23 protein-coding genes are annotated in these 25,312 nt (G+C 67.1%); 14 read left to right on the top strand and 9 right to left on the bottom strand.

The genetic code is table 11. From position 1 onward, the window contains the following. Positions 1-62: 62 nt before the first annotated feature. A complete protein-coding gene (gene lptG, locus DWG18_RS00540) occupies positions 63-1,223 on the bottom strand; it encodes an LPS export ABC transporter permease LptG (RefSeq protein ID WP_205289379.1) in 1,161 nt (386 codons plus the stop codon). Continuing rightward, positions 1,163-2,254, bottom strand: a complete 1,092-nt coding sequence (lptF, locus tag DWG18_RS00535; protein WP_115644579.1) for an LPS export ABC transporter permease LptF — start codon at positions 2,252-2,254, stop codon at positions 1,163-1,165. The genes lptG and lptF overlap by 61 nt, the downstream gene beginning before the upstream one ends. Positions 2,255-2,407: 153 nt before the next feature. Between lptF and DWG18_RS00530 the strand changes: the two genes are divergently transcribed. The 4 genes from DWG18_RS00530 (at position 2,408) to DWG18_RS00515 (ending at position 7,767) form a co-directional block, all read left to right on the top strand. After that, complete coding sequence (locus tag DWG18_RS00530; protein WP_115644578.1) at positions 2,408-3,892, top strand: leucyl aminopeptidase; 1,485 nt, start codon at positions 2,408-2,410, stop codon at positions 3,890-3,892. Between the two features lie 19 nt (positions 3,893-3,911). Beyond that, positions 3,912-4,337 (top strand): DNA polymerase III subunit chi, encoded by a 426-nt coding sequence (locus tag DWG18_RS00525; protein WP_115644577.1) that lies wholly within the window; start codon positions 3,912-3,914, stop codon positions 4,335-4,337. A 49-nt stretch (positions 4,338-4,386) separates the two neighbouring features. Then, positions 4,387-4,803, top strand: coding sequence for a hypothetical protein (locus DWG18_RS00520; RefSeq protein ID WP_115644576.1), 417 nt, complete (start codon positions 4,387-4,389; stop codon positions 4,801-4,803). Positions 4,804-4,914: 111 nt separating this feature from the next. Further along, positions 4,915-7,767: a valine--tRNA ligase gene (locus DWG18_RS00515; RefSeq protein WP_115644575.1), complete on the top strand. Its 2,853-nt coding sequence runs from the start codon at positions 4,915-4,917 to the stop codon at positions 7,765-7,767. Positions 7,768-7,777: 10 nt separating this feature from the next. Here the strand turns inward: DWG18_RS00515 and DWG18_RS00510 are convergent, their stop codons facing one another. From DWG18_RS00510 to pssA, 4 genes are read right to left on the bottom strand one after another with little or no spacing between them, the layout of a single operon-like run. Beyond that, entirely contained in the window at positions 7,778-8,245 is a 468-nt protein-coding gene (locus tag DWG18_RS00510; RefSeq protein WP_115644574.1) for a hypothetical protein, read from the bottom strand. A 30-nt stretch (positions 8,246-8,275) separates the two neighbouring features. Next, entirely contained in the window at positions 8,276-8,761 is a 486-nt protein-coding gene (gene rimI / locus DWG18_RS00505; RefSeq protein WP_115644573.1) for a ribosomal protein S18-alanine N-acetyltransferase, read from the bottom strand. Then, a complete protein-coding gene (locus DWG18_RS00500) occupies positions 8,758-9,021 on the bottom strand; it encodes a hypothetical protein (protein ID WP_115644572.1) in 264 nt (87 codons plus the stop codon). The genes rimI and DWG18_RS00500 overlap by 4 nt, the downstream gene beginning before the upstream one ends. Beyond that, a complete protein-coding gene (gene pssA / locus DWG18_RS00495; protein WP_115644571.1) occupies positions 9,018-9,794 on the bottom strand; it encodes a CDP-diacylglycerol--serine O-phosphatidyltransferase in 777 nt (258 codons plus the stop codon). Before pssA ends, DWG18_RS00500 begins: the two co-directional genes overlap by 4 nt. A gap of 80 nt (positions 9,795-9,874) precedes the next feature. On the opposite strand from pssA, the gene DWG18_RS00490 reads away from it, so the two are divergent. The 4 genes from DWG18_RS00490 to DWG18_RS00475 all read left to right on the top strand — a co-directional run bounded on the left by DWG18_RS00490 (position 9,875) and on the right by DWG18_RS00475 (position 13,068). Continuing rightward, on the top strand, positions 9,875-10,285 hold the full coding sequence (locus DWG18_RS00490) for a DUF4124 domain-containing protein (protein ID WP_115644570.1): 411 nt from the start codon (positions 9,875-9,877) through the stop codon (positions 10,283-10,285). Between the two features lie 103 nt (positions 10,286-10,388). Next, on the top strand, positions 10,389-12,104 hold the full coding sequence (locus DWG18_RS00485) for a proline--tRNA ligase (RefSeq protein WP_115644569.1): 1,716 nt from the start codon (positions 10,389-10,391) through the stop codon (positions 12,102-12,104). Between the two features lie 93 nt (positions 12,105-12,197). After that, positions 12,198-12,587 carry an H-NS histone family protein gene (locus DWG18_RS00480; RefSeq protein ID WP_115644568.1) on the top strand — a complete coding sequence of 130 codons (390 nt, stop codon included), beginning with the start codon at positions 12,198-12,200 and terminating at the stop codon, positions 12,585-12,587. Between the two features lie 85 nt (positions 12,588-12,672). Beyond that, complete coding sequence (locus DWG18_RS00475) at positions 12,673-13,068, top strand: YkvA family protein (protein ID WP_115644567.1); 396 nt, start codon at positions 12,673-12,675, stop codon at positions 13,066-13,068. A 1-nt stretch (position 13,069) separates the two neighbouring features. Here the strand turns inward: DWG18_RS00475 and DWG18_RS00470 are convergent, their stop codons facing one another. Then, positions 13,070-14,314 carry a threonine/serine exporter family protein gene (locus DWG18_RS00470; RefSeq protein ID WP_115644566.1) on the bottom strand — a complete coding sequence of 415 codons (1,245 nt, stop codon included), beginning with the start codon at positions 14,312-14,314 and terminating at the stop codon, positions 13,070-13,072. 57 nt (positions 14,315-14,371) lie between these two features. On the opposite strand from DWG18_RS00470, the gene DWG18_RS00465 reads away from it, so the two are divergent. The 4 genes from DWG18_RS00465 to DWG18_RS00450 are packed head-to-tail and all read left to right on the top strand — an operon-like array spanning position 14,372 to position 17,887. Continuing rightward, a complete protein-coding gene (locus tag DWG18_RS00465) occupies positions 14,372-15,487 on the top strand; it encodes an ABC transporter permease (protein WP_115644565.1) in 1,116 nt (371 codons plus the stop codon). Next, positions 15,487-16,296, top strand: a complete 810-nt coding sequence (locus DWG18_RS00460) for an ABC transporter ATP-binding protein (protein WP_115644564.1) — start codon at positions 15,487-15,489, stop codon at positions 16,294-16,296. The genes DWG18_RS00465 and DWG18_RS00460 overlap by 1 nt, the downstream gene beginning before the upstream one ends. Positions 16,297-16,310: 14 nt before the next feature. Next, positions 16,311-17,237 (top strand): MlaD family protein, encoded by a 927-nt coding sequence (locus DWG18_RS00455; protein ID WP_115644563.1) that lies wholly within the window; start codon positions 16,311-16,313, stop codon positions 17,235-17,237. Between the two features lie 8 nt (positions 17,238-17,245). Then, entirely contained in the window at positions 17,246-17,887 is a 642-nt protein-coding gene (locus DWG18_RS00450; RefSeq protein WP_115647953.1) for an ABC-type transport auxiliary lipoprotein family protein, read from the top strand. Between the two features lie 53 nt (positions 17,888-17,940). Here DWG18_RS00450 and DWG18_RS00445 read toward each other — a convergent pair whose 3' ends face one another. Continuing rightward, positions 17,941-18,765, bottom strand: coding sequence for a methyltransferase (locus tag DWG18_RS00445; RefSeq protein WP_162823626.1), 825 nt, complete (start codon positions 18,763-18,765; stop codon positions 17,941-17,943). 128 nt (positions 18,766-18,893) lie between these two features. Between DWG18_RS00445 and DWG18_RS00440 the strand changes: the two genes are divergently transcribed. Next, complete coding sequence (locus tag DWG18_RS00440; RefSeq protein ID WP_115644561.1) at positions 18,894-20,513, top strand: electron transfer flavoprotein-ubiquinone oxidoreductase; 1,620 nt, start codon at positions 18,894-18,896, stop codon at positions 20,511-20,513. Positions 20,514-20,772: 259 nt separating this feature from the next. Then, positions 20,773-22,800: a glycoside hydrolase family 99-like domain-containing protein gene (locus DWG18_RS00435; RefSeq protein WP_115644560.1), complete on the top strand. Its 2,028-nt coding sequence runs from the start codon at positions 20,773-20,775 to the stop codon at positions 22,798-22,800. 16 nt (positions 22,801-22,816) lie between these two features. Here DWG18_RS00435 and DWG18_RS00430 read toward each other — a convergent pair whose 3' ends face one another. Next, positions 22,817-25,234 (bottom strand): reprolysin-like metallopeptidase, encoded by a 2,418-nt coding sequence (locus DWG18_RS00430; protein WP_115644559.1) that lies wholly within the window; start codon positions 25,232-25,234, stop codon positions 22,817-22,819. Between the last annotated feature and the right edge of the window lie 78 nt (positions 25,235-25,312).

The following is a 25,312-nucleotide window of genomic DNA, read 5'->3' as shown; positions in this document are numbered from 1 at the left end:
CCGCCGCAGCGCGGCGGGCGTTCGGGCAGGCCACGCGGCAGTGCCGCGTCAGCGGCCTGCCCTCACCCCGATCGACGTCTGAACAGCACGCCCGACAGCGCGAGCATCAGCAGTGTCGGCGCGATGTAGGCGATGCGGTAGTCGAGCTGGAATGCGCGGGCGGCGCGCACGAACACGATCTGCGCGAGCCAGAAGCCCAGCGCGAACACGATGCCGATGAACAGCCGACGTCCGAGGCCGCCGCTGCGCAGCGTGCCGAACGCGAACGGCACCGCGGCCAGGCACAGCGCGAGCACGTTGAGCGGATAGAACCAGCGGCCCCAGTAGTGCTCCTCGAACTCGTTGGCATCGAGGCCGTTGCGCTCGCGGTATTCCATCGCCTCGCGTAGCTCGGCCGAGGCGAGATAACGCGGGCTGTCGAGGTCCGCCGTCAACGCAGCGGTGTCCAGCTTCGACGCCCACTGCAGTTCCGGCACCGTCTCGGTGTGTACCGACTTGTTGTCGAACAGCGTGCGGGTGACGTCGTGCAACAGCCAGCTGCCCGGACGATGCTCCGCCACCTGCGCGTGCGAGATCGATTTCAGGCGACCGTCCGCCTCGAACTCGTAAAGGCGTACATCGCGCAGTTCGAGGAAGGTCTTGCCGCTGCCGTCGCTGCGCTCCTGCCCGCCCTGCGCATTGAGGATGACCTCGCCCTCGCGCGCCCACAGACCCGAATAGCGCGCGACCACCGTGTCGCGGTTCGTCGCGGTCTGCTTGACCACGTTCGACATGCGATCGCCCCACGGCCCGAGCGTCTCGCCATTCGCCACCATCAGCAGGGTGAGGAACGCGATCGCACCGGCGACGCTGATGCTGAGACGGCGTCGCGACAGGCCGACCGCGCGCAACGCGGTCAACTCGGACGACGACGCGAGCTGGCCGAGGCCCATGAGCGCGCCGATCACCGCCGCAGTCGGGAACAGCGTGTACGCGCGACGCGGCGCGGTATAAGCGACGTGCGCGACCGCCTTGCCGAAGCCGTAGTCGCCCTTGCCGATTTCGCCGATCTCGTTGACCAGCGCGAGCATGACGTCGAGGCCGAGCAGCACCATCCACGTCAGCAGCACCGTGCCGAGAACCGCACGCGCGACGAAGGTGTCGTGGAGTTTCGGAAACGGCTTCATCGACGTGCTCCGCGCAGGCGCGGCGCGCGCACGCGGCCGTCGTTCAGATACATCCATGCACCGAGCGCGAGCAGCGGAAGCACCAGCCACCACTGGCCCAGCGCGACCGGGATCTTGCCCTTGGTGATCCAGTTGACGCTCGCCAGCGACAGCATCGTGCCGACGAGATAGATCAGGAAGCCGACGGAAATGCGGCCCAGGCGCCCCTCGCGCGGCGAGCTGCGCGCGAGCGGCACCGCCAGCAGCGCGAACGCGATGGCGAGGAACGGCGGCGCGATGCGCGAATGCAGCTCGGCCTTGGCTTCACGGCGCGGATCGACCAGCAGCCGCGGCGTCGACAGCATGCGCGGGTCGTTCGCGTCGTAGCGGCCCTTCGACGACGGCATCTCGGCTTCGTTGGCGCGGTAGTGCATCAGGCGATAGTCGCGATTGGTACCTTCGCGCGGGCCTTCGACCTCGAAGCCGTTGTCGAGCACCAGGATACGGTGGCCATCGTTGTCGACTTCGAGGTGCCCGGTCTTCGCGGTGGTCACGTCGAGACGGTCGTTCTTCTGGCGATAGATGAACACGCGCTCGAAGTGCGTGCCGTCGGTGGACATGCGGCTGACGAACACCACGCCGCCCTTGCCGATCGGCGTGAAGCGACCGGGCTCGAGGCCGGCCACGAGCAGGTTGCGCGTCGCCGCGTTCACCATTTCCTTCGACGTGCGCTCGGCCCACGGCGCGAGCCACAGCGAGCACAGCGCGATCACCAGCGCGACCGGGCCGATCAGGCCGAACAGCGGCTTCAGCATGCGCCGCGGGCCAATGCCGACCGACGCCAGCACCGGCATCTCCGAATCGCGGTACAGGCGGCCCAGCGCCAGCATCAGGCCCAGCATCAGCGCGAGCGGCAGGATGATCGGCAGCCAGTTGAGGAACAGCAGGCCCAGCTGCGGCAGCAGCATGTCCGCCGGGAAGCGGCCCTCGGCGATGTCGCGCAGCACATCGGCGAAGACCGCGCCGAAGGCCACCATCAACAGCACGAGCGTGGTCGCAAGGACCGCCTGTACGCATTCGGAAAGCAGGTAGCGATCGAATTTCAGCATTCGCACGGGCTGTTCTAGACTCGTCGTTCGTTCAACGGCCCGGCACGGCGCTTCGGCGCGGTCGGGTGCGCGACCCGGCCATCGCCGGCGTCCTCGGCCCATAAGGGTCGGTGATTGTACGTAAATCCCCTTTCACACCCCCCGGAATCCTGGATGGCCCTCGAATTCGACCTGACCTCCGACGCCCCCGCATCCGTTTCCGCGGACTGCGTGATCGTCGGCGTCTTCGCTGACAAGACCCTGACGGAGGCGGCGTCGGCGATCGATCGCGCCTGCGGAGGGCGCCTGTCGGCGCTGATCGAGCGTGGCGACGTCAGCGGCAAGGCCGGCAAGACCGCGCTGCTGCACGACCTGGCCGACGTGAAGGCGCCGCGCGTGCTGGTGGTCGGCCTCGGCGACCAGGCCAAGTTCGCGGTGCCGCAGTACATCAAGGCGGTGGGCGACGCGGCGCGCGCGCTGAAGGTCGGCCCGATTTCGCATGCGGTGACCACGCTGCCGCAGGTTCCGGTGAAGGGCCGCGACACCGCTTGGGCGATCCGCCAGGCAGTCGGCACGACGGACCACATCGCCTACCGCTACACAGCGACGCTCGGCGAGAAGTCGCGCGCCAAGCTCGAACCGGGCCTGACGCGCCTGACGGTCGCCAGCGACGACGCCCAGGCGCTCGCGCAGGGCCGCGCGATCGCGGCGGGCGTGCAGTTCGCGCGCGAGCTCGGCAACCTGCCGCCGAACATCTGCAACCCGGCCTACCTCGCGCAGCAGGCGCAGGAGTTTGCGTCGCGCTTCGCCGAATGTTCGTGCGAAGTGCTCGACCGCGAGCAGATGGAGCAGCTCGGCATGGGCTCGCTGCTGTCCGTCGCACGCGGCTCGGCGAACCCGCCCAAGCTCATCGTCCTCAAGTACACCGGCGGCGGCGACGCCAAGCCGTACGTCCTCGTGGGCAAGGGCATCACCTTCGACACCGGCGGCATCAACCTCAAGGTGCAGGGCGGCGTCGAAGAGATGAAGTTCGACATGTGCGGCGCAGCCACCGTCATGGGCACGTTCGTGTCCGCGGTCGGGCTGAAGCTGCCGATCAACCTCACGGTCGTCGTGCCGGCGGTCGAGAACATGCCGGACGGCAACAGCTATCGCCCGTCGGACGTGCTGACGTCGATGTCGGGCAAGACGATCGAAGTCGGCAACACCGACGCCGAAGGCCGCCTGATCCTCTGCGACGCGCTGACCTATGCGCAGCGCTTCGAGCCGGCCGCGCTGCTCGACGTCGCGACGCTGACCGGCGCCTGCGTCATCGCGCTGGGCAAGTACGCCACCGGCCTGATGACCAAGGACGACGATCTCTCCGCAGAACTCATCGAGGCCGGCGAGAACGTGTTCGACCGCGCCTGGCGCCTGCCGCTGTGGGACGAATACCAGTCGCAGCTCGAATCCACGTTCGCCGACGTCTACAACATCGGCGGCCGCTGGGCCGGTGCGATCACCGCGGGCTGCTTCCTCGCGCGCTTCACCGAAGGCCAGCGCTGGGCGCATCTGGACATCGCCGGCGTCGCCAACGACGAAGGCAAGCGCGGCCTGGCGACCGGCCGCCCGGTCGGGCTGCTGTCGCAGTGGCTGATGGATCGCGCCGCCCAGGCCTGATCCGGACAGCCACGACCCGATGGCCCGTGCCGATTTCTATCTGATCACCACGTCGCGGTTCCGCTCGGAGCCGCTGCGTCTGGTGTGCGAGCTCGCGCGCAAGGCGTTCGACGCCGGTCTGCCGACGCTCGTCCTCGCCCGCTCGCAGGAGCAGGCCGAAGCGCTCGACGACCTGCTCTGGGACATGGGCGACGAGGTCTACATCCCGCACCAGATCGCGGGCGCCGAAGAGGACGAGGAGGAAGCCGAAGTGCTGATCGCCTCGCCCGACGTCGATGCCCCGCTGCGCCCACTCGTGATCAACCTGCGCGACGCCGCCGTCGACGGTGCGTTCGACCGCGTGCTCGAAGTCGTCCCCGCCGACGAATCGGCGCGCGGCCCGCTGCGCGAGCGCTGGAAGCAGTACCAGTCGCGCGGTCTGGAGCTGAAGAAGCACGACATGTGACGGCGCGCTCGCGCGGCGACTGGTTCCACACATCTGTTGGAGACACGACATGGAGTCACGTCTCGCTGCCGCGCTCGCGGCTGTGCTGCTGTTGGGCGGATGCGCGATGCGCATTCCCGCCGCCGCACCGCTACTGCCACTCGAACCGCCACGGCCGCCCGGCCTGGCGGCCGTTGCGCTGACCGCCGAGGAGTTCGGCGTCCTCATGATCGATCGCGGCTGCGTCCGAGTACGTGCGCTTCGCGGTGGCGCGCTCCGCACGGTCCTGTGGTTGAAAGGCACCCTCGTCGACCACGATGCGCACGGCTATTTCCTCCGTCGCGAGGACGGCGAACGGCGCTACCGAGTCGGCGAACCCATCCAGTTCGGCGGCGGCGGACTCGGTGACATCGCGCCGGCCGGCACCGATCCCGAAGTCGTGCAGCGCTGCGGCCCGCCCTACCACCAGGGCTACCTGTCCCGCTGACGCCGCGTCCGCGCGGGCCCGTCCGGTATCCTGCGCAGTCCGCGCGACGTACCCATCGCACGTCCCCACCTGCACAGCTCCGCAGTCGCGGAGCGCCGAGTTTTCGCCGCCATGTCCCTCGCCCCCGGTTACGACCCCACGCAGTTCGAAACGCGCCTCTACCAGCAGTGGGAGGCGAGCGGCGTGTTCAAGCCGCGCGGCACCGGCGAGCCCTATTCCATCCTGCTGCCGCCGCCGAACGTCACCGGCACGCTGCACATGGGCCACGCGTTCCAGCACACGCTGCAGGACGCGCTGATCCGCTACCACCGCATGCGCGGCTTCGACGTGCTCTGGCAGATGGGCACCGACCACGCCGGCATCGCGACCGAGATGGTGGTGTCGCGCAACCTCGCGCTCGAAGGCAAGGGCGAATCGCGCGACACGCTGGGCCGCGAGGGCTTCATCGCGAAAGTGTGGGAGTGGAAGCAGAAGTCGGGCGACACGATCGAACGGCAGATGCGTCGCCTCGGCACGTCCGGCGACTGGACGCGCAGCGTCTTCACGATGGATCCGATGGCCGCCGACGCGGTGCGCGAAGCTTTCGTGCGCCTGTTCGAGCAGGGCCTGATCTATCGCGGCCAGCGCCTGGTGAACTGGGATCCGGTGCTGAAGACCGCGATCTCCGACCTAGAAGTCGTCAACGAGGAAGAGGACGGCTCGCTGTGGTCGATCCGCTATCCGCTCGCGGACGGCGTGACGTACGAATACGTCGAGCGCGATGAGGACGGCAACGAGACGTTGCGCGAGACGCGCGACTACCTCGTCGTTGCCACCACGCGCCCCGAGACCATGCTCGGCGACACGGCGGTGATGGTGCATCCCGACGACGAACGCTACGCGTCGCTGCACGGCAAGTTCGTCGATCTGCCGCTGACGGGCCGCCGCATTCCCGTCATAACCGACGACTACGTCGACCGCGCGTTCGGTACCGGCGTGGTCAAGGTCACGCCCGCGCACGACTTCAACGACTACGCGGTCGGGCAGCGCCATTCGCTGCCGCTGATCAACATCTTTACGCCGGACGCGAAGATCATCGACGGCGCGCTGGCCGATGACGTCGCAGTGCCGACGGCGTACCGCGGGCTCGACCGGTTCGACGCCCGCAAGGCGGTGCTCGCCGACCTGGAAGCGCAGGCCCTGCTTGTCGAAACGAAGCCGCACAAGCTGCAGGTGCCGCGCGGCGATCGCACCGGCCAGGTGATCGAGCCGTACCTCACGGACCAGTGGTTCGTGCGCATGGAAACGCTTGGCGCGAAGGGTCTCGCGTTGGCCGAATCCGGGGCCGTGAAATTCGTCCCTTCGAATTGGATCAACACCTACCGCCACTGGATGGAGAACATCCAGGACTGGTGCATCTCGCGCCAGCTCTGGTGGGGCCATCGCATCCCCGCGTGGTACGACGTCGAGGGCCGCGTCTACGTCGGCCGCGATGAGGCCGAGGTGCGCGCCAGGCACGCCATCGACGACACGATGCCGCTCACGCAGGACACCGACGTACTGGAGACGTGGTTCTCCTCTGCGTTGTGGCCGTTCAGCACGCAGGGTTGGCCGAACGAGCAGCTCATGAAGGAGCGCGGCTTCGATCGCTACGTTCCGTCGAGCGTGTTGGTCACCGGCTTCGACATCATCTTCTTCTGGGTCGCCCGGATGATCATGATGACCGACCACTTCACGGGCGAAGTCCCGTTCAAGGACGTCTACATCACCGGCCTCGTGCGCGACGCCCAGGGCAAGAAGATGTCGAAGTCGAAGGGCAACATCCTCGACCCGCTCGACCTCATCGACGGCATCTCGCTGGACGACCTCGTCGCCAAGCGCACGTCGGGTTTGATGCAGCCGAAGATGGCCGAGAAGATCGAGAAGGCCACGCGCAAGGAATTCCCGAACGGCATCCCCGCGTTCGGCGCCGATGCGCTGCGCTTCACCATCAGCGCGCTCGCCACCCACGGCCGCGACATCAAGTTCGACCTCGGTCGCGCCGAGGGGTACAAGAACTTCTGCAACAAGCTCTGGAACGCCACGCGCTTCGTGCTGATGAACACCGAAGGCTTTGCGGCCTCGGGTTTACCGCAGCCGAAGACCGACGCCGAGCGCTGGATACTCGCGCAGCTCTCGCGCGTCGCCGCCGAAGCCGAGCAGCATTTCGCCGACTACCGCTTCGACCTGCTCGCGCAGGCGCTGTACGAGTTCGCCTGGAACCAGTTCTGCGACTGGTTCGTCGAACTCGCGAAACCCGCACTCAACGGCGATGACGCGGATGCCGCAAACAGCACGCGCCACACGCTGCTCTACGTGCTCGAGCGCCTGCTCTCGCTGCTGCACCCGCTGATTCCGTTCGTCACCGAAGAGCTGTGGCAGGCAGTGGCACCGAAGCTCGGTGTCGCGGAGACGACCATCATGCTGCGACCGTATCCGCGCGCCGCGGAGCTGCCGGCGGGCGATGCGAACGCGGAAGCCGCCGTCGAATGGCTCAAGGCCGCGATCTCGACCGTCCGCCGCATCCGCAGCGAACTCAACGTCGCGCCGTCGAAGCAGGTGGCGTTGCTGATGGCCGAAGGCGACGCAGCGGATCGCGAGCGCGCGTCGCGCTTCGACTCGCAGCTGCGTTTCCTCTGCAAGCTCGATGCGATCACCTACATCGATGACGCGAACACCGCACCGGCCTCCGCCGCGGGCGTGGTCGGTGAACTCAAGCTGCTCGTGCCGCTGGAAGGCCTCGTCGACCTGGGCGCCGAACGCGCGCGCCTCGACAAGGAACTCAAGCGTGTCGACGGCGAAATCGCGAAAGCGCAGGGCAAGCTCGCAAGCGATACGTTCGTCGCGAACGCGCCGCCAGCCGTGGTCGAACAGGAACGCAAGCGCCTCGTCGACTGGACCTCGCAGCGCGAGGCGCTGGCGACGCAGCGCGCGAAACTGGGTTGACCGTCGCCCGCTAGTTCGTCGCGACGCCCTGCATCGGCGTCGCGGCGCCGCGGTTCTGGACCGCGCGCTTGAGCAACGCATCCGGGTCCTGCACCTGCAGCGCGCAATGCGTGGCGTCGGCCAGCTTGATCGCCACGCCATCGAGTGCGATGTAGACGGGCCGGCGTGAAGCGCTGTTGCCGCGTGTGAAGAACTGCGCGTTGTGACCGGTCAGCACGACGGCGTTCGCACCCCGCTTGATGGCCGCATTCGTCATTCCTGCAAACGCGCGACGGTAGTCGGCGCCGCCCATCGAGACTTCGCGCGCATTCGCCGAAGGCTCGCGCCCGTCGCTCCCTGACACGCTGCCTACGCGTTCGAGCGCGCAGGCGGGCATGGCCGACAGCACGGGAATCTGGGATGCAGCCGGCTCGCCCGCGGACACGGTCGATACGGCCAACGCGAGCAGTACGGGCACGCAGCGGTAGGTGGGTCGCATCCTGCAATCTCCAAGGGTGGTCCGAGGATCCTAAGGTTCCGGCAGAACCAGCTCCATCGCCATTACGATCGCGTCCTCGCGGCCGTCCTTCGCCGGGTAATAGCGCGGTCGCCGGCCGATCTCGTTGAAGCCTTCCTGGTCGTACAGCGCGATCGCATGGCGATTCGACGGCCGCACCTCGAGGAAGAGCCGCTGTGCGCCGCGCGAGCGCGCGAGCTGCACCAGCGAGCGCAGCAGGCGCCGACCGTGGCCCTGCCCCTGGAACTCGGGTGCGACGCAGATGTTGAGCACATGCGCCTCGCCCGCAGCGAGGCTCATCAGGAAATAGCCGGCGATGACACCGTCGACGTCGAGCACCCACGCGAGGTAATCCGCACGCAGGCAGTCGCGGAAGATTCCGGCCGTCCAAGGAAATTCGTAGGCGCGATGCTCGATCGCGTTCACGGCGTCGACGTCCAGCTCGCGCATCGGCCGCAGCGCTGCGGGACGACCGCTCATGGACGGCTGCGCGCTCATGGGCGCGACGCCGCCTTGCGTGCCGACCGCAATGCCCGCCAGAACACGCGACGCGACGCGCCGTCACGCGGTACCCCGTGCTGCGCGATCAGCGACGCGAGATCGGCGCCGCGCGCCGCGCGGACGAGCGCCGCAGGCAGGTCCCCGGTCGACGACGAAGACACGGCGACGCGCGTGACCGGCGCCGCTGGCCGCTGCAGCACGTCGAGCCCCATCGCCTGCAGCCATTCGATCTGCTGCGCGCTCCAGGGCAGGCTCACGCAGTGACCTCCGCGGGACGGCGCAGGCGTCGCCACGCCCAGTAGAACGGGCCGGACAGCGCATACAGCGCGAACACGCCGAGCAGCACGGTCGGCGGGTCGATCGCGACCGCGACCAGCACCGCCACCACGATGATGATCGCGAGGAACGGCACGCGATCGTTGCGTGGACCGCCGCCCTTGAAGCTGAAGTAGCGCAGTCGGCTGACCATCAGCAGCGCGGCAGCGACGGTCACGCCCAGCGCGTAATACCGCAGGTCGCGACCGCTGAACTCGAACTTGTCGCAGGTCCAGACGAAGCTCACCACGAGGCCGGCGGCGGCCGGACTCGCCAAACCGATGAACCAGCGCTTGTCGACCTGCCCGACCTGCGCGTTGAAACGTGCGAGGCGTAGCGCGGCGCAGGCGGCGTAGAGGAAGGCGACGATCCAGCCGATCTTGCCGGGGGTGGCGCCGTCCAGGCGCAGCGTCGACAGCGCCCAGTGATACATCACCAGCGACGGCGCCAGGCCGAAGCTGATCAGGTCCGCCAGCGAGTCGTACTGCACGCCGAACTCGCTCTGGGTGTTGGTCAGGCGGGCGACGCGGCCGTCCAGCCCGTCCAGGATCGCCGCCACGAAGACCGCGATGCAGGCGTCCGGGAAGCGGCCTTGGGCGGCCGAGATGATGGCGAAGAAGCCGGCGAACATGCCGCCCGTGGTGAACAGGTTCGGCAGCAGATAGATGCCGCGGGCGCGCGGGCGGGGCTTGGCACCCGGAGACATGGATTCCATTTGTTCAGTGTATCGCTTGCCCCGCCGCCCCGGCGGTGGTCGAATCGGGACGGGATCCCCCTTCTGACTGGACTGCCGACATGCGCCGGCCCTCGACCCTCGCCCGCCTCGTCCTGCCGCTGGCCCTCGTGGCGGCCCTGCCCGTCGTTGCTGCCCAGGTGTACACCTGGAAGGACGCGAAGGGCGTGACCCATTATTCCGATGCCCCGCCTGCCGGGCAGAAGATGAAGCCGCGCGCATTCGGCGAGCACGCCGCCACGCCCCCCGCTGCGCCGAAGGCGGTCGTCAACCAGGACTGCACGAACGCCCGCAGCAACCTGACGCTGCTGCAGGGCACCGGCAAGGTCGGCGTGGACGAGGACAAGGACGGCAAGGCCGACCGCGAGATCACCGCGTCGGAACGTGCCGCCCGCCTGAAGGTGGCCGAAGGCCAGGTCGAGCTGTACTGCACCGGCCCGTCCGCGGGCGTGGCGACCACCAAGCAGACCTGACCTTCGCGCGTCGCTATCGCGACGCGCCGATCTCCGAGATGACGAACCGGCTGCCACGCCACGCGTGGCAGAATGCGGTTTTTCCGCGTTCGAAAAGCCGCCGATGCGCCTGTCGCAGTTCCATCTCCACACCGCCAAGGAAACGCCCGCCGACGCCGAAGTCGTCAGCCACCAGCTGATGCTGCGCGCGGGCATGCTCCGCAAGCTCGCGGCCGGCGTGTACACGTGGTCGCCGCTGGGCCTGCGCGTGCTGCGCAAGGTCGAGCGCATCGTCCGCGACGAAATGACGAACGCGGGCGCGATCGAAGTGCTGATGCCGTCGATCCAGCCGCGCGAGCTGTGGGAGGAGACGGGGCGCTGGGAGAAGTTCGGCGGCCAGCTGCTCAAGATCAAGGACCGCAAGGACGCCTGGTACTGCTACGGCCCGACGCACGAGGAAGTCATCACCGATTTCGCGCGCCAGGAGCTGTCGTCGTACAAGCAGTTGCCGGTCAACTTCTTCCAGATCCAGACCAAGTTCCGCGACGAGATCCGCCCGCGCTTCGGCGTGATGCGCGCGCGCGAGTTCCTGATGAAGGACGCCTACTCGTTCCATACGAACGACGAGGACCTCGGCCGCGAATACCAGAACATGTACGACACCTACGGCCGCATCTTCACGCGGCTGGGGCTGAAATTCCGCGCGGTCGTCGCCGATACCGGCGCGATCGGCGGTGCGATGTCGCATGAGTTCCACGTGCTCGCCGATTCGGGTGAGGACGCACTCGCGTTCTCGACGGGGTCGGACTACGCCGCGAACGTCGAACGCGCAGAAGCCGCCGCACCCGCACCGCGTGGTGCCGCAAACGAATCAATGCGCCGCATCGACACGCCCACGCAGAAGACCTGCGAAGACGTCGCCGCGCTGATGGGCATTCCGCTGTCGCGCACGGTGAAGTCCGTCGCGGCGATGGGCGTCGACCCGGAGAACAACCCACGCTTCGTGCTTGCACTGGTGCGCGGCGATCACGTCGTCAACGAGATCAAGCTCGCCAAGCTGCCGGGCATGACGGAATACCGCCTCGCCACCGAGGACGAGATCCGCGAACACCTCAACGCGTCGCCGGGTTTCCTCGGCCCGATCTCGCCCGCGAAGGACATCTTCGTGGTCGCCGATCGCGACGTCGCGGCGATGGCCGACTTCGTCGTCGGTGCGAACGCGGATGGCTTCCACATCGCGGGCGTGAACTGGGGCCGCGACCTGCCGGAACCGAACCTGGTCGCCGATATCCGAAATGTCGTCGAAGGCGACGCGTCGCCGGACGGCGCGGGCACGCTCGGCATCGCGCGCGGCATCGAGGTCGGCCACGTGTTCCAGCTCGGCCGCAAGTATGCCGAGGCCATGAAGTGCACCGTGCTCGACGAGACCGGCAAGGCGCTGACGCCGGCGATGGGCTGCTACGGCATCGGCGTGTCGCGGATCGTGGCTGCCGCGATCGAGCAGAACCACGACGCCAACGGCATCGTCTGGCCGGACCCGATCGCGCCATGGCAGGCGGTGGTCTGCGTGATCAATCCGAAGAATGTCGACGCGGTGAACGACGCCGCGCAGGCGCTGTATCGCGACCTGCAGAAGGCGGGCGTGGATGTCGCGCTCGACGACCGCGGCCTGCGCCCGGGCGCGATGTTCGCGGACATGGAACTCATCGGCGTGCCGCACCGCATCGTGGTGTCCGAACGCGGCCTGCAGGCCGGTACATACGAATACCGCCACCGCAGTGCGAGCGAGGCCGAACAGCTCGATCGCGACGCCGCGATCGCGCGCGTCGTCGCTGGCTGATTATCTCCGTGCGTTTACGCGATTAGCTTGGCTGGTTACGATGGGCCGTCCGCGATCGGGCGGCCCATTTTCTTTTCGGTATTCGGAGGCAGCATGGCCCTGGATCTCAACAGCATGTCGGCGAAGGAGCTCGAATCGCTCATCGCCCAGGCGAACAAGCGTCGCGCGGCGCTGAAGAAGCGCAAGCCGATCGCCGACGTGCGTAAGCGCCTCGAGCAGCTCGCCCGTGCCGAGGGGTATTCGATCGCCGAGCTGTTCGGCGCGCGTGGCGCGTCGGCATCGGCATCGACCCAGCCCGCCGCACCGGTCAAGCGCACGCGCGCCAAGCGCGGGCCGTCGAAGTTCGCCGGTACCAAGGTCGCGCCGAAGTACCGCAACCCCGAGAACGCGAACGAGACCTGGAGCGGTCGTGGCAAGCAGCCGCGCTGGCTGCAGGCATTCACCGACAAGGGCCGCGCACTGGAAGATTTCGTGATCCGCTGATCCGCATGCGCTCGTCTTCGACGCCGGCTTCGTGCCGGCGTCGTCGTTTTCAGCCCCGTCACCTGCGCGACGCGAGGCTTGTCGCATGTCCATCCTGACGTCCCTGCGCGGCTGGGCCCGGCGCCTCAAGCAGCAAACGCTCGTCGTGTACTTCGCCGCGCGCGATCCACGCACGCCCTGGGCGGTGCGCATCGCCGCGCTCGCGGTCGCGGCTTATGCGCTGAGCCCGATCGACCTGATCCCCGACTTCATCCCGGTGCTCGGCTATCTCGACGACGTGCTGATCGTGCCGCTCGGTATCGCGCTCGTGATGCGCTGGATGCCGGCCGAGGTGATCGCCGATGCGCATGCGCGCGCGGCCGCGATGGCGACGCGGCCGACGAGTCGCGGCATGGCCGCGGTGATCGTCGCGATCTGGGCCGTGGCGCTCGCCTTGGCCGCGCTGTGGGCCTACGACGTCTGGCAGGCGCCGCGGGTCTGAGTCAGAGATTGCGTCGCGACGGCAGCAGCAGATTGCCGAACAGCAGGCCGGCGACGAGTGCCGCCAGCACGTTGATCACCGTGACCATCGCGGCCTGGCCGGCGCCCATGTCCTGTGTCTGCATCAGGTTGAGCAGGCCCCGCATGCTCGTGCTGCCGGGCACCAGCGTGATGATGCCCGGCACGCGGATGATCGCGCCCGGACGATGCCACCAACGCGCATAGGCATTGCCGAGCGCGGTGATCGACAACGCCGCGACGAACACGCCGGCCGGGCTGCCCGCGACTTCGCCGACGAAACGCGAGATCAGGTAGCCCGTCGCCGCCGCAGCCATGACACGCAAGTAGTCGCGCACGCTGGCGCGGAACAGCACGGCGAACGCGAACGACGCCACGGCCAGCGCGACCCATTCCATCCACGGCGGTTGCGGCCGCGAGCCGCGCGCCGGCGGATCGAGCCCGATCAGGTCGAGCGCGTACACCGCCACCAGCACGCCGACGGCGAGTTTCAGCACCGTGGTCAATGCGCCCGCGAAGCGCGCGGTGCCGGAGACGAGCTGTTGGCCCGTCAGTTCGTTGACCGCATTGGTCAGCGTGAGGCCGGGCAACAGCACGATCAGCGACACGATGATCACGGTGTTCTGGTTGAGCGGCCCGATGAAACTGCCGACCACCACCGCCGTGGCGCCAGCGAGCATGCCCGCCAGCGCCTCGAAGCCCGCGCGCACGCGCGGATGGCGCTCGGCCAGAAGATCGAGCAGGCCGATCATCAGCCCGGTCGCGCCGGCGACGCCGATGTCCAGCCACGGCAGGCGCAGCAGGCCGGCGACGGCCGCGGCCGCGAGCCCGAAGGCCACCACTTCCGCGCGCCGGATCATCGGCGGCGCAGGCGCGTCCAGCGCGCGCAGCTGCACGCGCGCCTCGTCGACATCGAGCCGGCCTTCCAGCACTTCCTCGGCGATGCGGTCGGACTCGACGAGTCGATGCAGGTCGACGTCGCCCGGCGACAGGCGCAGCACGCGCGTGATATCGCGCAGGCCGGTCGCGCGCCCCGGATCGGTGAAGGTGAGGATCAGCCCCGTCGGGTTCGACCACGGCTCGCAGCCCAGCCCCAGGCGTGACGCCACCGCGACGATCGCGCCCTCAAGGCGTTCGGCCGTGGTGCCATAACGGTGCAGGCGCGACGCGAGCTCGACCATGAAGTCGATTCGCGCGACGTAGGCGGCTTCGCTCATGGGCGCGGTCATGGGTGAAGGATCGCATGCCTTCCGCGCACCGCCGAGCCGGTATGCTCCGCCGCGAGCATGACTGACCCGACTTCCGCCCCGCCCACTCTCGACGCCGATGCCGGCGGCGGCACCGTTCGCCTCGGCGGCCAGTGGACGCTCGAACACGCGACGTCCATTGGCGAGATCCTTGCCGCCGCGCCCTGCGGGCTGCAGCAGGTCGACGCACGCGACATCGGGCGCCTCGATTCGTTGGGCGTGCTGCAACTGCTGCGCTGGTCGCGGCGCTGCGGCGTCGACTTCGACAGCTTCGAGTTCCGCGACGAACACCGCGCACTGGTCGCGGCGATCGAGGACGTCGCCGACGAACGCCCGAAGCGCAAGAAGGAATACGGCCTCGTCGCCGCGATCGGCCGTCTCGGCTTCGCCGTGCACGACAACGCCAAGGAAGCGATGGCGCTGGTCGCGTTCCTCGGCGAAGTGCTGGTGAAGCTGCTGCGCACGATCAAGGAGCCCTCGCGTTTCCGGCCGATCGCGCTGGTGCACCACATGGAGCAGGTCGGCCTCGACGCGACGCCGCTGGTGGCGCTGCTGTCGTTCCTGGTCGGCGCGGTCGTCGCGTTCCTGGGCGCCAACGTGCTGCGCGACTTCGGCGCGGAGATCTACGTCGTCGAACTCGTCAGCGTGTCGTTCCTGCGCGAGTTCGGCATCCTGCTCACCGCGATCATCCTCGCGGGCCGCACCGCCAGCGCGTTCACCGCGCAGATCGGCGCGATGAAGAGTCGCGAGGAGGTCGATGCGATCCGCACGCTCGGCATGGATCCGATCGACCTGCTCGTCATCCCGCGCGTGCTCGCCTTGCTGGCGATGCTGCCGCTGCTCACCTTCGTCGCAATGATTTCCGGCCTGCTCGGTGGCCTCACGGTCGGCGCGTACGCACTCGACATCCCGCCGCAGCAGTACCTCGCGCGCATGCAGGAGACGATGGAAGTGCGGCATTTGTGGGTCGGCTTGGCGAAGGCACCGATCTTCGCGATGGTGATCTCGCTGGTGGGCTGCCTAGAGGGCCTGCAGGTGGAAGGCACGGCGCAGTCGGTGGGCGAACGCACGACGTCGGCCGTCGTGCAGGCGATCTCGCTGGTGATCGTGTTCGACGCCGCCGCGGCGCTGTGGTTCATGGTGATGGACGTCTGATGGCGACCGACGACGCGCGCAACGCGCCCTCGCCCATCATCCGCGTGCGCGGCCTGGTCAATCGCTTCGGCGACCAGGTGGTGCACGACGGCGTCGATCTCGACGTCATGCCCGGCGAGATCATCGGCGTGGTCGGCGGCTCGGGTACCGGCAAGTCGGTGCTGATGCGCTCCATCCTCGGTCTGCGCACCCCTGACGAAGGCGAGATCGAGGTGCTCGGCGTGGACGCGCGCAGCGACGATCCAGCCAAGCGTCGCGAGATCGAGCGCAACACCGGTGTGCTGTTCCAGGACGGCGCACTGTTCTCGTCGCTCACCGTCGGCGAGAACGTCGAAGTGCCGCTGAAGGAATACCACCGCGACCTGCCCGATTCGCTGCGCCGCGAGATTGCGCTGCTGAAGGTCAAGCTCGCGGGACTGTCCGCCGAAGCGATCGACAAGCTGCCGTCGCAGCTGTCGGGTGGCATGCGCAAGCGCGCGGGCCTGGCGCGCGCGCTCGCGCTGGATCCGCCCCTGCTCTTCCTCGACGAGCCGACGGCCGGCCTCGACCCGATCGGTGCCGCCGCGTTCGACCAGTTGCTGCGCACGCTGCAGAAGGCGCTGGGCCTGACCGTTTTCCTGATCACACACGATCTGGACACGCTTTACGCTATCTGCGATCGCGTGGCCGTGCTCGCCGACCACAAGGTGGTCGCGGCCGCGCCGATCGAGGAGATCGAGCAGCTCGACCATCCCTGGGTACGCGAGTACTTCCACGGCCCGCGGGCGCGTGCGGCGCAGGCCGGACGTGACCGCACCCGAACCGCCTGACCGGACCGCGCACCATGGAAACCAAGGCCAACTACGTCCTCATCGGTGCCTTCACCATCGTCGTCACGGCGACGTTGCTGCTGTTCGCCCTGTGGGCCGCGAAGTACTCGTCGGAGAAGGACTGGCAGGAATATTCCGTCGTCTTCAACGAACCGGTCACCGGCCTCAGCGAAGGCAGCTCCGTGCAGTACAACGGCATCTCGGTGGGCACCGTCGAAAGCCTCAAGCTCGCACCGGAAGACCCGCGCCGCGTGCTGGCCACGCTGCGCATCCAGTCCGAAACGCCGATCAAGACCGACACGCGCGCCAAGATGTCGCAGAGCGGCATCACCGGCCCGCCGTTCATCCAGCTCACCGGTGGCAGCCCGAACGCGCCACTGCTCGTAAGCGTCGACCACCGCGAGAAGCCGGTGATCCTTACGGAGTCAAGCGCGCTGCAGAACATCGCGGACACCGCGAACCGGCTCGTCGCGCGCCTCGACCAGGTGCTGAGCGAGAAGAACATCCAGCATGTGTCCAACACGCTCAACAACATCGACGCGTTGACGACGTCGATCGCGTCCGAGCGCGAAGACCTGCGCGCCGTCATCGCGAACGCGAAGGCCTCGAGCGCCGAGCTCAACGCGACGCTGGTGCAGGCGCATGGCGTGGTGAACGACGTCGACCGCGATCTCGCCAGCAAGTTGCCGGGCCTCGTCGCCAAGCTCGACGGCACGCTCGACAAGCTGCAGTCGGCGGCGAACGGCGCGAACGGCATCGTCAACGAGAACCGCGCCGCCATCCATTCGTTCGCGAACGACGGGCTGGGCCAGGTCGGCCCGACCCTGACCGAACTGCGTTCGCTGGTGCGTGACCTGCGCCAGGTCACCGATCGTCTCGACAGCGGCCCGACGAGCTATCTGCTCGGCCGCGAACGTCCGAAGGAATTCGAACCCAAATGAAGCCGCGCATGTCCGTGACGACGTCCCTCGCCCGCACCGCGGTGCTCGTGGCCGTGCTCGCGCTGCCCGCATGTTCGATCATCGGCGGCAGCAAGGAGCCGCCGCAGCAGTTCGCACCGCGTGCGAATGCGGCGCCTGACCCGGCATGGCCGCGTGTCGATGCGCAGCTGACCGTCGGGCCGGTGCAGATTGATCGCCCCTACGACAGCATGCGCATCGCCGTCCGCCCGACGCCGCAGGAGCTGCAGGTGTACAAGGGCGGCGTCTGGGCGCAGCGTCCGTCGGACATGCTGCTGGCCTCGCTGGTGCGCACGTTCGAGGACTCCGGCCGCCTGCGCGCAGTGGCGCGCGCGGGAAGTGGCGTCAACGGCGACTACCGTCTGCTGCTCGACGTGCGGCGCTTCGAAGCCGATTACGCCGGTGGCGCTCTGCCGAAGGCGACGATCGAAGTCAGCGCGAAGCTGCTGCGTCCAGACGCCGCCGATGTACTGGCGTCGCGCACGTTCGTCGTCGCGGAACCGGCGTCGTCGACGGACGTGCCGAACGTGGTGGACGCGTTCGATCGCGCGCTGGTGAAGCTCGATCGTGAGGTGGCCGGATGGACACTTTCAACCGCAGCGTCGATCGGCACGGGAAGTCGAATGAAGTGACTTCGTTCGATCCCGCGGGCGCCCACACGACGCCCGCGGTCGACGATTCAACGCTACTTCTTGATGAACTTCAGCGTCATGCGGTCAGGCTCGCCGATAGCTTCGAATCGAGCGCGATCGTTATCCCCGCCCTTAAGGGTCGGTGGGAGCGAGGCTGCACCGTTAGGGTAGTCCCGCGTGTCCCTCTTGTTCGCGTTCATTTCGCTCCACTGCGCGAGCTGGAAACCTGCGAGCTCGGCGTAGAAGACCACCTGCTTTTCCGCCAGGTAACCGGACGTGTCGCTTTCCGCCATCGGCGCGGTGGCCCGCGGCGCGATGACGCCCAGCGTTCCGCCAGGCTTAAGCACGGCGTGCATCGCCTTGAACATTCCTTCGATGCGTTTGTCGCGGAACCAGCCGCCGACGTCGTCGACCGATATCACAACGTCGACGGAAGCCGGCTCACCTAACACGGGGTCCACCGGGCTGAACGAGCGCACGTTCGCGGCGCTCCATCCAGTGACATTCTTGTTCGCGGCGAGGAAATCGCTGGCCGCCATCGGCACGACAGCGGCGTAGTTCGCGTTGCCGCCGAGCGCGCGCACCAGCCACGGCGACTGCGGTTCCACGTCAAGCACATGCTTGTCGGGCGTGACACCCATGAACGCGAGGGTCTGCGTGGAATGCAGGTAGACGTCGCGGCGGGCTTGTTCGTCTGCTTCGGAGGCGGCCGGCACTGCAGCCGCCGGCGCCGCGGCGGACGACGAAGCGGGCGCACCCGGCGTCGCAGGTTCCTGAGTGCAGCCCGCAAGTGCGACGCAGGCGATCAGGCTGGCGACAGTGCGACGTGAAATTACCGACATTACCGAACCCTCGGAGATTGGAGAGGAAGCGGCCATTCTAGACAGGCCTCCGTCGGCGCGTCGCCCCGGGCGCGCCAGACGCCTCGGCGGGCCCGAATGCCGGCCGGAAGGTAACATGCGCCCCTCTCCCCAACCTGTCGGGCCGATGCGCCCGGAGTGAAGCAATGCTGACGGAGTCGAGTATCGAACGCGACGTGATGGAGTACGACGTCGTCACCGTCGGCGCGGGGCCGTCGGGCCTGGCGTTCGCGATCCGCCTGAAGCAGCTGAACCCGGAGATCTCGGTCTGCGTGATCGAGAAGGCGTCGACGATCGGCGCACACATCCTGTCGGGAGCGGTGATCGAAACGGGGCCGCTGGACGCGCTGCTACCGAACTGGCGCGACAACCCGCCGCCGGTGTGCGTGCCGGCGAAGGACGACGAGTTCTGGCTGCTGTCGAAGACCGGTGCGCGCAAGCTGCCGGTGCCGCCGGGGATGAACAACCACGGCAATGTCATCGTCAGTCTGGGTGCGATGTGCGCTTGGCTCGCACCGCAGGCGGAGGCGCTGGGCGTCGAGATCTATCCGGGCTTCGCCGCCGCGGAGACGCTGCACGACGAAAGCGGTGCCGTGATCGGCGTGCGCATCGGCGACATGGGCGTCGCGAAGGACGGCTCGCACAAGCCGGGCTACACGCCGGGCATCGACATCCGCGCGAAGGTCACCGTGCTCGCCGAAGGCGCGCGCGGTCATCTCACCAAGCGACTCGTCAAGCAGTTCAAGCTCGACGAAGGCCACGACCCGCAGACGTATTCGATCGGCATCAAGGAGCTGTGGCAGGTCCCGGAACAGCGGGTCTCGCCCGGCAAGATCGTGCACACGCTCGGCTGGCCGGCGGACAACAGCATCTACGGCGGCAGCTTCCTGTACCACCTGGACAAGGGCCGCATCGCGATCGGCTACGTCAGCGGCCTCGATTACAAGGATCCGAACTACCAGCCGTGGGAGGCCTTCCAGCAGTGGAAGAACCATCCTTCGGTGAAGCCGCTGCTCGAAGGCGGCTCAATCGTGTCGGCGGGCGCACGCGCGATCGTCACGGGCGGCTGGCAGTCGCTGCCGACCTGCGAGATGCCGGGCGCAATCCTCATCGGTGACACCGCCGGCCTGCTCAACGTGCCGAAGATCAAGGGCACGCACCAGGCGATCCGCTCCGGCATGCTCGCCGCCGAACATCTCGTGTCGACGCAGCTGTCGCCTCAGGGTTGGGACGCAAAGCTGCGTGCGTCGGACGCGATGAAGGAACTGCACACCGTCCGCAACATCAAGCCCGCATTCAAGCGTGGCCTGTGGTTCGGCCTGCTCAACGCCGCATGGGAGACCGTGACCGGTGGTCGCTCGCCGTGGACGCTGCGCAACAAGCCGGACTGGTGCCAGATGGAAAAGCTGGCCGACTCCGAAAGCCCGAAGCGCGACTACGTCGACCGCACGCTCCCGCCGCGCGACCGCCTCGCCGGCGTGTACTTCGCCGCGACCGAACACGACGAAGACCAGCCCGTGCACCTCAAGGTGCTCGACAGCTCGATCTGCGTGACGCGCTGCACCGAGGAATACGGCAATCCGTGCACGCGCTTCTGCCCGGCGGGCGTCTATGAGATCGTCGAAGAAGCCGACGTCGGCAAGCGCCTGCAGATCAACGCCGCGAACTGCGTGCACTGCAAGACCTGCGACATCAAGGACCCGTACGAGATCATCAACTGGGTGACACCGGAAGGTGGCTCGGGGCCGAATTACCAGATGCTGTAGCAGGTCGATGCCACTGTTGTCTTGACCGACATACCTAGCGGCGCTCGACGATGGTGAAACCGAACTTGCGACGCCGGGTTGCCAACCGTCGGCTCGCACACCGATCGACACACGAGCGGCCGCGGGTACCGGATTCGCTCCTTGGCGGCAGCGAACACCACCCCATCGACGCTGGTCCAGTCCGAATCGACTGTCGTTGCGTCAGCGTGTCCGTGAAGGCTCGACCGCCGGCCCCGTCATACCCAGGAGTTCGCGCCGAATGACGCCGCCCCCTCTCACCCGCCGTGTTCGTAGTGCATTGTTCGTCGCGCTGCGCACCGTGTTTCGCGCTATCCCCATGAGCGAGGCGCAACGCGACCTCTGGCGCTCGCGCTTCCTGCGCCAATTCCAGACCGTGCGCCCGTTGCCCGCGCAGGGCCAGGTCGCGAGCCGCTACGAACGCCGCCCGCACGTGCGCGCCGACGAGCGCTGCATCGGTTACCTCGAATACAGCGAAGAGCCCCTGCCCGACCCGCTGCCCGCCACGCTCGTCGCGTTCTACCTGCCGCAGTTCCACACCATTCCCGAGAACGACGAGTGGTGGGGCAAAGGGTTTACCGAGTGGCGCAACGTCACGCGCGCCCTCCCGCAGTTCGAGGGCCACCTGCAACCACGCCTCCCCGGGGACCTCGGCTTCTACGACCTGCGCAATCCGCAGGTCATGCGCGACCAAGCCAAACTCGCGAAGACCTACGGCCTGTCCGCGTTCTGCTTCTACTTCTACTGGTTCGGCGGCAAGACGCTGCTCGAAGAGCCGCTAAGCAATTGGCTCAATGACAAGTCCATCGACTTCCAGTACTGCCTCTGCTGGGCGAACGAGAATTGGACGCGCCGCTGGGACGGCCGCGACGACGAAGTCCTCATCGCACAGAAGCACTCACCGGAGGACGACATCGCGTTCATTTCGCATGTCGCCAACTATCTGCGCGATCCCCGCTATCTGCGCGTGGACGGCAAGCCAATGCTGCTGCTCTACCGGCCGATGCTGTTGCCGGATCCGAAAGCGACCGCGGAGCGCTGGCGTACGTGGTGTCGCGAAAATAACATCGGGGAAATCCATCTCGCGTATGTGCAGTCGTTCGAACGACCGGATGCAGGCAGTATCGGATTTGATGCTGCCGTTGAGTTTCCGCCGAGTCTGGGCGTAGATGTCGACGCTACCGCTCGGCAAGCGCTGCTCAATCCCGACTATGCAGGCCAGACGCTAAGCTGGAGAGCAATGGCCGACGGGTTTGTCCGCCGCCAGCCGCCTGCCTATCACCTGCATCGTGGGGTCAACTGCGGATGGGATAACGAGGCGCGCCGCGCTGGCTGCGGCCGCACTTACCTGCACGCCACACCCACACAGTATGGTCGATGGCTCCGCGACCTGATCGAACTGCAGCAGGATCGCCCCGTCTTTATCAATGCTTGGAACGAATGGGCCGAGGGCGCCGTGCTCGAGCCCGACGCGGCTTGGGGCCACGCTTGGCTGCACGCGACGCGTCGTGCACTTGCGCCCTCAGCTCACGAGACGCCGATACGCCCCTGTGTGGTGGTCCATGCGTGGTATGCCGACGTGCTCGGAGAACTTTTGGACGCGGTCCACCATGCGCTGCCAAATGCCCGGATTGTCGTCACCACAACTCCAGAACGGGCGGCGGCCGTGCAAACCGTAGCCGAGCGCCACCCGCATCCGACGGAGATAGTTATCTACGAGAATCGCGGTCGCGACCTCCTACCCTTTCTCCGCGTCGTGAGGCGCCTGCATCACGAGGGTGAGGCCATCGTGCTTAAGCTGCACACGAAGAAATCGCCGCATCGCAGCGACGGCGACACATGGCGCGACAATATGGTACGCAGTCTCCTCGCCGATGGCCGTGGCGTGAGCGCTTTTCAGGCCTTCTCGACGAACGCGCGCTTGGGCCTGCTCGTGCCGGCAGGCCACGAGGTGCCGATCGCCTACTACTGGGGCGCGAACGCCGCCAATGTAGAACGCCTATGCACCCGACTGGGCATTGCTGCGCCGGGGCACGACGCGACTTTCGCCTCGGGAAGCATGTACTGGCTGCGCCTCGCAGCAATCATGCCGCTGCTGGACGCCACGCTCACTAGCTCAGACTTTGAAATTGAAACTGGCCAGCTGGACGGAACTATCGCCCACGCGCTGGAGCGGATCATCCTCCATGTCGCGAAGGCAAATGGCTACGCGGTAGCTGAGTTCGGAGTCGGGACCGCCTTACACCGAACCAATTACCCGTACGCCTAATGGTGAACCGTCAATCTCAGTAGCCGCTGCAGATCGCCCACCCGGCCGGGTAGGAACGCAGGAAGACGACGTTGTAGGTACCGTCCGGCTTCGCCTGCCATTCCCAGAGTTCCGTACGATCCACGTCGCGCCAGAGAATGTCCGCCCTCGAATCACCATTGAAATCACCGATTGCTGCGATTTCATACTTGCTGGCAACGCCGCGCACGCCCCCATAGCTCCACGTCGTCCCGTTCATCAGCCAATACTCCATGCCGAAGTTCGGGTTATGCCAGAACACGTCGGCACGACCATCACCGTTCGCGTCGCCGGTCCCAACGATATCCCACCCGGCCGGGTAGGAACGCAGGAAGACGACGTTGTAGGTACCGTCCGGCTTCGCCTGCCATTCCCAGAGTTCCGTACGATCCACGTCGCGCCAGAGAATGTCCGCCCTCGAATCACCATTGAAATCACCGATTGCTGCGATTTCATACTTGCTGGCAACGCCGCGCACGCCCCCATAGCTCCACGTCGTCCCGTTCATCAGCCAATACTCCATGCCGAAGTTCGGGTTATGCCAGAACACGTCGGCACGACCATCACCGTTCGCGTCGCCGGTCCCAACGATATCCCACCCGGCCGGGTAGGAACGCAGGAAGACGACGTTGTAGGTACCGTCCGGCTTCGCCTGCCATTCCCAGAGTTCCGTACGATCCACGTCGCGCCAGAGAATGTCCGCCCTCGAATCACCATTGAAATCACCGATTGCTGCGATTTCATACTTGCTGGCAACGCCGCGCACGCCCCCATAGCTCCACGTCGTCCCGTTCATCAGCCAATACTCCATGCCGAAGTTCGGGTTATGCCAGAACACGTCGGCACGACCATCACCGTTCGCGTCGCCGCATTGCACAGCGTTCACAGGCACTCGCACCGGCACCGGCACCGGCACCGGCACTACCGTCGCACGGAAGGACGCGATTACCGGCATCGTTTGCGCCAGCGTCTGAGCGTTGTCTGCTTGGTTCGTACCACACGGGTTCCCCCCGCAGTACGTAGTACGCGGATTAGAAAAAATGCGGTAAGCCGTCTGCCCCGAATCGCCGTACGCCATAATGGTGTAGAAGTTGCCGTTATTCGCGTCCGTCTTGTAACCAAAGGAATACGCGTAACGCCCATAATCATTGGCGTCCAGAACGCCATTGCTACCCTTCGCGGTCGCCACATCATGCTGCGCGCCCATGTTGTGGCCCATTTCGTGCGCCAGCGTCTCATCGCGACAGACATACCCGCCGCTCGGGAACGACCCTGCACCGCGGCCATTGCTGTCACTTACGATCGACATCGCCCATGCCGCATCCGAACTATCGATCGGCTGCTGCCCGCCACCGATAATCCAGCCGACACCACAGCTTCCGTTCGTACCGTTGTCGAAGGCTCGGACGAGCGAAATAAGGTCCGCTCCATACTGATCGCGAGCGTTGCGCAGCGGCTGTAGTGCAGCTGGAATGGTCCGCCTCGTGCACGAGCTACCGGAGCAGTCGTACCCTGTCAGGTCGTACAGGGCCTGGTCGTTGCTCGTGTTGTCCGCGTAGTCGACCTGGAGCGTGTAGACGAGGCGGACCTGCCCGTCGATGCCGCTGTTCTGGTACGCCTGGTTGGCAAAGTCGACCATGTTGTTCAAGCGCGTTGTCGCCTGCGACTGGCCGCCGAGGCGACTGGCGAAACCACTCGTGTAGCCGAGAACGAGATCGACAGTCGTGGACGCGGTCGCAGTCGCCGCGGCTGCAGTCGGCGCTGCGGCTGACCCGCGAGACGGCGCGTCAGCAGCTGGCCGCAACGCAGCGCGCGGCACCGGAATCGCGTCCGTCCCTGTCGGGTGAGCGCCTGGAATCGATGCCAGTGCAGCGGCATCGGTCTGCACCATCCACGACACGCCATTCGCGTGCATCAGGCGCAGCGGCGGCCCCTTCCCGTCGGGGATCGAGCCGAATACCGCCTTCTCACCGAAGGTGATGATCGCTTCCGTGCCCGGCTGCGCACCGGCCGGTCGGCCGATCCAAGTCCAGTCGCCGTTCGGATGTTCAATGTGGTGGTCGTAGCGCAGCCGGACGAGGTGGCCGTCCGGCGCTTCGACGCTCATGACACCGCCGATCGCATCGAGCGCATGGGCCTCGCTCAGCCGGACCTGTTTCCACGTGTACGCGCGTGTACGTACTTCGGGCACGCCCGCGGTGTATGCGAGAAGCTCTCCGCGATCGGGCAGCGATGCGTACCGCTCGCCATGGACGACCCGGGCACGGATCGCGGACAGCGGCGTCGCGATCGCATGACGCTCGGTGGCAGCCAGCGCCGCGGGTTTCGTCGCCCCGGCAACGGTCTTGGAATCATCGGAGCGAACGCAGCCGGCCAGAACGGCGGCCAGAGCGACGAAAGGCAGAACCTTGCGCATGACGGAGCCCAATCGGAAAGGGAGCAGGCGGCTCTCCCCGAGCCTCTCCTGACATCGCTACCGTAAGGCCGCCGGCAC

It is taken from the genome of Lysobacter sp. TY2-98, assembly GCF_003367355.1.
Taxonomy (GTDB): domain Bacteria; phylum Pseudomonadota; class Gammaproteobacteria; order Xanthomonadales; family Xanthomonadaceae; genus Cognatilysobacter.
This window is presented reverse-complemented; position numbering and strand designations above follow the sequence as displayed.

Coding starts and splice junctions, on each gene's coding strand:
- lptG (WP_205289379.1), bottom strand. CDS start 1,223: ATGGATGTATCTGAACGACGGCCGCGTGCGCGCGCCGCGCCTGCGCGG.
- lptF (WP_115644579.1), bottom strand. CDS start 2,254: ATGCTGAAATTCGATCGCTACCTGCTTTCCGAATGCGTACAGGCGGTC.
- DWG18_RS00530 (WP_115644578.1), top strand. CDS start 2,408: ATGGCCCTCGAATTCGACCTGACCTCCGACGCCCCCGCATCCGTTTCC.
- DWG18_RS00525 (WP_115644577.1), top strand. CDS start 3,912: ATGGCCCGTGCCGATTTCTATCTGATCACCACGTCGCGGTTCCGCTCG.
- DWG18_RS00520 (WP_115644576.1), top strand. CDS start 4,387: ATGGAGTCACGTCTCGCTGCCGCGCTCGCGGCTGTGCTGCTGTTGGGC.
- DWG18_RS00515 (WP_115644575.1), top strand. CDS start 4,915: ATGTCCCTCGCCCCCGGTTACGACCCCACGCAGTTCGAAACGCGCCTC.
- DWG18_RS00510 (WP_115644574.1), bottom strand. CDS start 8,245: ATGCGACCCACCTACCGCTGCGTGCCCGTACTGCTCGCGTTGGCCGTA.
- rimI (WP_115644573.1), bottom strand. CDS start 8,761: ATGAGCGCGCAGCCGTCCATGAGCGGTCGTCCCGCAGCGCTGCGGCCG.
- pssA (WP_115644571.1), bottom strand. CDS start 9,794: ATGGAATCCATGTCTCCGGGTGCCAAGCCCCGCCCGCGCGCCCGCGGC.
- DWG18_RS00490 (WP_115644570.1), top strand. CDS start 9,875: ATGCGCCGGCCCTCGACCCTCGCCCGCCTCGTCCTGCCGCTGGCCCTC.
- DWG18_RS00485 (WP_115644569.1), top strand. CDS start 10,389: ATGCGCCTGTCGCAGTTCCATCTCCACACCGCCAAGGAAACGCCCGCC.
- DWG18_RS00480 (WP_115644568.1), top strand. CDS start 12,198: ATGGCCCTGGATCTCAACAGCATGTCGGCGAAGGAGCTCGAATCGCTC.
- DWG18_RS00475 (WP_115644567.1), top strand. CDS start 12,673: ATGTCCATCCTGACGTCCCTGCGCGGCTGGGCCCGGCGCCTCAAGCAG.
- DWG18_RS00470 (WP_115644566.1), bottom strand. CDS start 14,314: ATGACCGCGCCCATGAGCGAAGCCGCCTACGTCGCGCGAATCGACTTC.
- DWG18_RS00465 (WP_115644565.1), top strand. CDS start 14,372: ATGACTGACCCGACTTCCGCCCCGCCCACTCTCGACGCCGATGCCGGC.
- DWG18_RS00460 (WP_115644564.1), top strand. CDS start 15,487: ATGGCGACCGACGACGCGCGCAACGCGCCCTCGCCCATCATCCGCGTG.
- DWG18_RS00455 (WP_115644563.1), top strand. CDS start 16,311: ATGGAAACCAAGGCCAACTACGTCCTCATCGGTGCCTTCACCATCGTC.
- DWG18_RS00450 (WP_115647953.1), top strand. CDS start 17,246: ATGTCCGTGACGACGTCCCTCGCCCGCACCGCGGTGCTCGTGGCCGTG.
- DWG18_RS00445 (WP_162823626.1), bottom strand. CDS start 18,765: ATGGCCGCTTCCTCTCCAATCTCCGAGGGTTCGGTAATGTCGGTAATT.
- DWG18_RS00440 (WP_115644561.1), top strand. CDS start 18,894: ATGCTGACGGAGTCGAGTATCGAACGCGACGTGATGGAGTACGACGTC.
- DWG18_RS00435 (WP_115644560.1), top strand. CDS start 20,773: ATGACGCCGCCCCCTCTCACCCGCCGTGTTCGTAGTGCATTGTTCGTC.
- DWG18_RS00430 (WP_115644559.1), bottom strand. CDS start 25,234: ATGCGCAAGGTTCTGCCTTTCGTCGCTCTGGCCGCCGTTCTGGCCGGC.